The sequence below is a fragment of the Desulfobaculum sp. genome, assembly GCF_054921475.1.
Genome location: NZ_JBUDSW010000171.1, coordinates 1 through 8,050 on the forward strand (window position 1 = coordinate 1; position 8,050 = coordinate 8,050).

Sequence of the window (8,050 nt, forward strand, 5' to 3'; positions counted from 1 at the left end):
GAGTATCTGCTGACGGGCAAGGCGGCGCTCACGTCCGCGCAGGACGTGGAACTGTCGCGCCCGTCGCTCATGCGGTACCGGGGGCATCCGTTCACGGCCTTTGAGCCGGACCCGGAGTTTGTGACGCCGGAGGGGCGGCGCATGCATAATTCCAGTTCCTTCCGCGACGCGCAGGAGTTTACGCCGGAGTATGTGGAGTCCTTTGACCTGCGTGTGTACCTCGCTGGCGGCAGCACCGTCTACGACACCTGCGTGGATGACGACGCAGACACTTTTGCCGTGCTGCTGGAGGAGGAATTGGCCGCGCTGACGGGCCTGCGGGTGAAGGTATTCAACGCCGGGGTGGGGAACTTTACTACCTTTCAATCCGCAGTGCGCCTTGCGGCGTGGGTAGACACCCTGCGCCCGCATGTGGCGGTGGTGTATCAGGGCATCAATGACATTACGCCCTTTTTGTACACCGACGCCGCGCCGGATGCCATCCGCCCGGACTATGCGCATTCGCTGCGGCCCCTGTGCGCGGCGGAGGTGCGCGCCCGTCTGCCCCGGTGCGCGCGTTGGTCGCATCTGGCGCGCCTTGCCGCGTCGCTGGCGGTACCGGCGGAGGAGTTTAATATTCGCTTCCACACCCTTGGCGGCGGGCACAAGGTGCACCACATCGGCGGGGACACGGACTTTGCCGTGCGCCATATCGCCCGGCGCATCGACTATGGCATCATCCGCAGCCATTTTGAGAACATTCTCGCCCTGACGCGCTTTCGGCATATCCCCACGGTACTGATGACCGAACGCCTTGCCGAAGGGGACGATTGGTACCGGCCGTTTCTCACGCGCATCAATGCCATTGTCCGGGAGTTGGAGCGCCATGAGGGGTGCTCCGTCCTCGACTTTGACCGCGACTTTCCAAACGACCCGGAATTCTTCGCCGACGCCATGCACTTTTCCAAAAGCGGGAACGCCTGCCGCGCGCAGTATGTGGGCAGGTACCTCGCGGAAACGCTCGGCTACCATAAGGAGGCCGCATCATGAAGAAACTGTGGACCATTCTCCGGCGCATCGTGAATGCTGTTTTCCGGCGCAAGAGGCCCAAAGACGGCGACATCTACCCCCTGTACTAACATGGTGGACCTCGACCGTTTCCGTCAGGCGCTGGAGCTGAACATCGGCGTGTGCCAGCCGGACAATGCGCGGCTGTTGAGCCTGCTGTCGCAGGTTGTTCCTTTGCGCATCTCGCGCTTTGCCAGTGGGCTGGAGCACAACGGCTGGGTGGTGCCCCGGCAGTGGAGCGTGGACGTGGCCGAAATACGGCGCGGCGGGCGACTGCTGTTTGACGGCAGGGTGCATCCGCTGGCCGTGGCGGGCTACTCCTCGTCCTTTTCCGGCACGCTCTCCCGGCGCGAACTGGACGCGCACGTCTTCTGCCGCAAGGACGTGCCGGACGCCTACGCCTTCCACTCCATGTACAACTATCGCCCATGGCAGGAGCATTGGGGCTTTTGCGTGCCGTGGACGGAGTATAGCGGCTGGCCGGAGGACGGCGAGTACGAGGTGCGCCTTGAGACGTCCTTTACCGACGGCGACATGCTGGTGGGGGACCTGCACCTCGCCGGGGAGCGCCCGGATACTGTGGTCTTCAACGCCCACACCTGTCATCCGTGTCAGGCCAATGATGACCTTGCGGGCGTGTTTGTGCTGTTGGAGCTATTTTCGCGCCTGCGGGAGCGCTCCACGCGGTGGTCCTATCGTTTGGTGCTGGCGCCGGAGCACCTTGGGACGGTGTTCTATACCGCGACCTTGCCGCAAGAGGAGCTGGAGCTTATCCGCCTTGGCGTCTTTGCCGAGATGCTGGGGAGCAGCGGCCCCCTCGCGCTCCAGCGCAGTTTTTATGGCGACAGCCTTGTGGACCGCGTGGCGGCGCACATCCTTGCGGAAGTGCAGCCGGGGTTCACGGACGGCGCGTTCCGCACCATTGTCGGCAACGACGAAACCGTGTGGGAGGCTCCGGGCATTGAGGTGCCCATGATTTCCCTCTCCCGCTGGCCTTACCCGGAGTACCACACCAGCCATGACGACATGCGCATCATGCACCCCGGCAAGCTGGAGCAGGCCGTGGAGGTGCTGGAAGCCATGGTGGACGTGCTGGAGACCGACAGCGTGGTGCACCGGCGGTTCAACGGCCTCGTGGCGCTCTCCAACCCCCGCTATGACTTGTACGTGGAGCGCCCCGACCCGGTGGTGGAAAAGAACCTGACCGAACGCGACATCCGCTTTGGGCAGATGCAGGACCGGCTCCCCCGCGCCTTTGACGGCGCGCGCACCGTGTTCGACATCGCCGAGGCCTTTGACGTGAGCTACACGCGCCTGCGTGAGTATTTGCGGCGCTTTGAGGACAAGGACCTTGTGGCCCTGACCCCGCCGGAGCATTTGCACCGGCGGCCACGGCCCCTAGGGCCATAGCCGGAGGAAACCATGACGCACCGAACAGCCGAGGACGCCGTCCGGGCCTGCTACAGCACGTGGAGCCAGTCCTACTACGAGGACTACTACGGCGACGGCGCGGCCTATCCGCCCGTGCACCGGGACCTGCTTCGGCGCATCCTCACGCCGCGAAAAGGCGGTTCGCTTCTTGATGCGGGCTGCGGCCCGGCGTCCTTTTTGCGGGATGTGACGGACCTTGGCTTTGACCTCTACGGCTTTGACCTCACGCCGGAGATGGTCACCGCGGCGCGGCAGGTGCTGGGCGAGCGCGGCGTCCCGGCGGAGCACATCTGGCAGGGCAGTGTGCTGGACGAGGCGGCCTACAGCGCGCCCGGCGGCTGGCCGCAGACCTTTGACGCGGCGGTGTGCGTTGGCGTGTTGCCGCATATCCCGGAGGGCGAAGAGGACGCCGTTTTCGCCAATCTGCGCGGGGCGGTGCGGCCGGGCGGGCTGGCCGTGGTGGAGGCGCGTAACGAACTGTTTTCGCTGTTCACCCTCAACCGCTACAGCCGGGACTTTTTCATGGACCGCCTCATTGACCGCGGCGGCGTACTGGCCCGCGCGGCTGGAGAGGAACGCGGCGCGCTGGAGGGCGCCCTTGACGGGCTGGAGGCCATGTTCCGTACGGACCTGCCCCCGGTGCGCCGGGGTGAGGAAGGCCGTCCGGGCTATGATGAGGTGCTCTCGCGCACGCACAACCCGCTGGAGCTTGCGCCGCGTTTTGCGCGGGCGGGATTCGTGGACGTGCGGGTGCTGTTCTACCACTTCCACTGCCTGCCGCCCATGCTGGGCGAGGCCGCGCCGCAGGCTTTTCGCGCCGCCAGCCTTGCGCTGGAGGAGAACCCGGAGGACTGGCGCGGGCACTTTATGGCTTCGGCCTTCATGCTGGTGGGGAGGCGGGAATGATTCGCGCTGACGGCTGGGGCACGTATTGCATCTGGGAGCACAGCGCTGTGGTGAAAGACCTCTACAGCCGCCGCTGCCTGCTGCAGGCCGAGGAAATGACCTGTCACAAGCAGGCGGCCAGCCTGCTGGCCCGTGTGGCGCGCCCCGGCGAAAGCGTGTTGGATGTGGGGTGCGGGGCTGGGTACTTCTACCACAGCATCGCGCGGCGTGGGCTGGACCTGCGCTATACGGGTATAGACGCCGCGCCGTCCCTTGTGCGGCTGGGGCAGAGCATTCTGCCCGGATACGGCCTGCCTTCGCACGCGCTCCAGTGTCTGCGGCTGGAGGATGCCTGCGGCGGGGTGGACCACGTGGTGTGCCTGAACGTGCTGACCAACATCGACAACTACCACCGCCCGCTGGAGCGGATGCTGGGCATGGCGCGGCGGTCGGTCATCCTGCGCGAGTCCGCGTGGGACAAGCCCGCGCGGTACGAGTACGTGCGCGACGCCTACCTTGACCCCGGCGTGGATCTGAGTGTGCACGTCAACACGTATAACGCTTCGGAACTGATGGAGTTTATGCGCGTGCGCGGGTTCCACGTCTGTCAGGTGGTGGACGTGCGCACCGGCGGCGAACCGGAAGACGTCATCGGCTACCCTCATCATTGGACATTCTTTGTTGCCACACGTGATGACACCGAGGAGGCGGCATGAGCCGGATTTGCGGACTGATTTCTCCGGGCGATGCGGCCCGGCGGCACGACCTGCTGCGTATGATGCTGGAGCGGGTCAGCGCGCCCCCACACCGGCGCGAGCGGGTCCTCCACGGCGGTAGCGCCGCCCTTGGCTGGTCCGGCGTGGATGCGCCCGCCTGCGCGCAAAAGGCCGGAGTGCTGGTGGTGATGGATGGCGTTGTGCTCAACCGCGAGGCTTTCGAGCCGTGCACAAGTGATGCGGCACTCCTGCTGGACCTCTATCTGCGCCATGGGTTCACCGACGCGCTTTCGCGCCTTTGGGGCGATTTTGCCGTGGCGGTGCATGATGTGCCGCGTGGCACCCTGTGGCTTGGGCGCGACAGGCTGGGCGTGCGCCCGCTGTATTGGACGCGGCAGGGGCCGCTGGTGGCTTTTGCGTCGCGGCCCGGCGCGCTCTTTGGGGTGCCGGGAGTGTCGCGCAGGTTGCGCGGGCACCGCGTGGCGCGCCTTGCGGCGGCGCATTACCGGCTGTTTGACGACGCGCCGGAGGAGGCTCCCTACGCGGATATTGCCCAGCTTCCGGCGGCAACGGCGCTCAAGGTCACCGAGGCGGGCGAGCGCGCCATGCGGTGGTGGAGCGTGGAGGACGCGCCGGAGCTGACCGGGACACAGGATGAGCTTGCAGGGCGCTACCGGGATCTCATTTTTGACGCCGTGGACCGGCGCATGGCCGTTATGCCCGCCGCTGGATTCACCCTGTCCGGCGGTATGGATTCCTCAACGGTGCTGGCGTCTGCGTCGCGGGGCGTGCGCGCCAAGCAGGTGGCGTTTTCCACTGTGTATGCGGACCGGACTTTTGATGAGTCCGAAGATATTCAGCCCATGCTGGACCACACCGTGTCGCGGTGGGAGCGCGTGCCTGTGGACGCGCCGGACGTGATGACGCTGGTGCGCGATATGGTGCGCCTGCACGATGAACCTGTTGCCACGGCAACGTGGCTGTCGCACTGGCTGCTGGCCCGGCACGCGGCGGCGCATGGGGTGCGTACGCTGTTTGGCGGCCTTGGCGGCGATGAACTCAACGCCGGGGAGTACGAGTATTTTCCGTACTACTTTGCGGAGCTTCGCCGGGCGGGGCGGCATGCGGACCTCGCGCGCGAGATTGCCGGATGGGTGGAGCACCACAACCATCCCATCTACACCAAGAGCACGGCTGTCGCCATGGCGCTGATGGACCGCCTGACGGATGACCAGCGCCCCGGCATCTGCCTGCCGGATACTGACCGTATGACGCGCTACGCCGCCGCACTGTCGCCGGATATGCGCCGCATGCTGGAGCGGCCCGCGCCGCAACCGGAACACCCCTTTGCCTCGTGCCTCAAGAACAGAACGTGGCAGGACCTCACGCGCGAGACCATGCCCTGTTGTCTGCGCGCGGAGGACAGGCACTGCGCCGCCGTTGGCATGCAGGCGGTGCATCCCTTCCTTGACCACCGGCTGGTTGAGTTCATGTACCGGGTGCCGGATGGCATGAAGATAGAGGACGGCGTGACCAAGGTGCTGCTTCGCCGCGCCATGCGCGGCACCCTGCCGGAGGCAACGCGCACCCGCGTGACCAAAACGGGCTGGAATGCTCCCGCGCATGTGTGGTTTGCCGGGGAAGGCGGCGATGCGCTCATGGATATGGTGCGTGGCCGCGCCTTCCGCGAGCGCGGCATCTATGACCCTGCGGAGGTGGAGCGCCTTGCCATGGAGCACAGGACCATTGTGGAGGAGGGCGCCCCGCGTGAGAACCATATGATGTTCCTGTGGCAAGTGGTGAACATGGAAATATGGCTGGACGGCCTGGATTCCCGCCGCGCGGGAGCCGATATGGCGCAGGCCGCGCCAGCAGGTGGGTAGGCTTATGAAAGAGACTGTACCGTCAATTTTTGCGCTGGAGACCGTGCTGGGGTGCAACCTGCGGTGCCGGGAGTGCGCCGTGGGCGCAGGCATTGTGGAGCGAAAGCACGGCATGCTGTCCTACGCGGACTATGTGCGCATTGCCGAGCGCATCGCGCCCTACTGCTCGTACCTCTATCTGCATCTGTGGGGCGAGCCGCTCCTGAATCCGGACATCATCCCCATGGTGCGCCACGCGTCCACCTACGCGCAGACGAATATCAGCACCAACGGCAATACCATGACGGCCCACGGCGCGCGGGAGCTGATTACCTCCGGCGTGACGGATGTCATCGTCTCCATCGATGGCGTGTCGCAGGAGGTCTACGGCACCTACCGCAGGCGCGGGGACGTGCAAAAGGCCCTCGATGCGCTGGAGATGCTCCAGCGGTTCAATCAGGCGCTGGGCGCGGGGGTGAACATTTGCCCGCAGTTTATCGTCTTTGCGCACAATGCTCACGAGATGGCGGACTTTGACGCCTTTTGCCGGGGCATTGGCCTGTCGCCCATGTTCAAGGCGCCGTATATCCGCAATGGTTCCGGGCTGCGGCCCTCGGGCATTGCGGCATTTGAACGCACCTTTGCGGAGACGCCAGAGGGCCGCAAAAAGGCCATGCGCGCCTGCCAAAACCCGCGCGATGTGATGACCATCCTCCTCGACGGTTCCGTTGTGGCGTGCTGCTACGACCACAACGGCCTCACCCACTTTGGCAACATTTTTGAGGCGGACGTCTTGGACATCTGGAACAGCCCAAACTGCCGGGATTTCCGCCAGCGTATTGCCAGCGGCAACGCGCCGGAGTTCTGCATGGACCAGTGTCTTATGTATTGATGCGCCGCAGGCAAGCGGTGCGGAACCGCTTTTGCATGGAATAGCCTGATACCGCGCAGTCCGCGCAAACAAAGGACGAAACCATGTTTGAAATGCCCTACAAACGCCTCCCCCATACCGTGACGATGGAAGACCCGTCGGAAGGCGTGCTCATTGCCAACGGGTTGTTTTTGCGCGGAAAATTCCGCGAAGCCTTTGACGTGTTTGAGCAGACGCTGAACGAATGGCCGGAGATGCATGTCGAAATTTTGGCGGCCTGCTACGACCACTATGAATCCCTGACGGACCGAAGCCGCTACGCCCTCTATCAGTCGCGGCATTTCGACTTTCCCATCTGGGAGGGCGACAGCGTTCTGGATATCGGCAGTGGGCATATTCCCTTCCCCAAGGCCACGCATCTGGCGGACATCAGCCTCTCCGACGGCGAAGTGGGGCGCGCGGGCAAGGCCTTTAAGCGCCGCGACGGTCTGCCTGTGTTTGAATGCCCGGTGGAGGATATGCCCTTTGAGGACAACAGCTTTGACTTTGCCTACTGCTCGCACGTTTTGGAGCACTCCACGGACCCGGAAAAGGCCTGCCGCGAACTGATGCGCGTTGCCCGGCGCGGCTACATCGAAACCCCGGCCCGCGCCAAGGACTGCTTCCTCAACATGGCGCGCGTGTCGCACCATTTATGGGCGGTGGAGTACATCCACGGCACTCTTGTCTTCTCCGAGTACACGGAAGAGGACAAAAAGGGACTTATGTCCGACGTGCTCATGGACATGACCGCCCACCCCGAGTCCCCGCGCGAAAAGGCCTTTGCCGCCCTCATTTACCTGCGCGCGCCGCAGGTGAACACCATGTTCATGTGGGAGGACTCGTTCAAGGTGGAGGTGCGAAGCGCCAATGATATTTTTGTGGCGGTGAAGGAGTCCGTCGCCCCGCTGCGTAGCGCAGTGGAGCAGGGGGTGCCGACGCAGAATCCCTCGCGCCTGCCGGGATGCGTGCTGCTGTCGGACAATGCCGCGCCGGACGTCCGGCAGGAGGGCGCGGGCCGCGAGAAATTGCGCCTGGTGCAGGTGCATACCTTCTATCCGGCGTATTTGGAGTGGTTCTACGGCCGCTACCCCAAGCTGGCGCAGGCCAGTTCCGAGGCGCAGGGCCGCGCGTTGGTGGACGACGGCTTCAGCGGCATCCACCTGCTGGCCCCGCATCGGAAGGATTACGATTACGAC

The 8,050-nt window shown here is 64.8% G+C and carries 7 protein-coding genes; all 7 read left to right on the plus strand.

Going from position 1 to position 8,050, the window contains the following annotated elements:
- The coding region (locus tag ACY69P_RS11375; RefSeq protein WP_462327551.1) for an SGNH/GDSL hydrolase family protein at positions 1 to 1,029 on the plus strand (1,029 nt) is incomplete at its 5' end.
- A 90-nt stretch (positions 1,030 to 1,119) separates the two neighbouring features.
- Complete coding sequence (locus ACY69P_RS11380) at positions 1,120 to 2,457, plus strand: DUF4910 domain-containing protein (protein ID WP_462327552.1); 1,338 nt, start codon at positions 1,120 to 1,122, stop codon at positions 2,455 to 2,457.
- 12 nt (positions 2,458 to 2,469) lie between these two features.
- The gene (locus ACY69P_RS11385) at positions 2,470 to 3,384 is read left to right on the plus strand and encodes a class I SAM-dependent methyltransferase (protein ID WP_462327553.1); all 915 of its coding nucleotides are present in this window, start codon (positions 2,470 to 2,472) and stop codon (positions 3,382 to 3,384) included.
- Positions 3,381 to 4,079, plus strand: a complete 699-nt coding sequence (locus ACY69P_RS11390; RefSeq protein WP_462327554.1) for a class I SAM-dependent methyltransferase — start codon at positions 3,381 to 3,383, stop codon at positions 4,077 to 4,079. The genes ACY69P_RS11385 and ACY69P_RS11390 overlap by 4 nt, the downstream gene beginning before the upstream one ends.
- Positions 4,076 to 5,962 carry an asparagine synthetase B family protein gene (locus ACY69P_RS11395; protein WP_462327555.1) on the plus strand — a complete coding sequence of 629 codons (1,887 nt, stop codon included), beginning with the start codon at positions 4,076 to 4,078 and terminating at the stop codon, positions 5,960 to 5,962. Before ACY69P_RS11390 ends, ACY69P_RS11395 begins: the two co-directional genes overlap by 4 nt.
- Before the next feature lie 4 nt (positions 5,963 to 5,966).
- Positions 5,967 to 6,833, plus strand: a complete 867-nt coding sequence (locus ACY69P_RS11400; RefSeq protein ID WP_462327556.1) for a radical SAM protein — start codon at positions 5,967 to 5,969, stop codon at positions 6,831 to 6,833.
- Between the two features lie 83 nt (positions 6,834 to 6,916).
- A partial coding sequence (locus ACY69P_RS11405) for a class I SAM-dependent methyltransferase (RefSeq protein WP_462327557.1) occupies positions 6,917 to 8,050 on the plus strand: 1,134 nt, incomplete at its 3' end.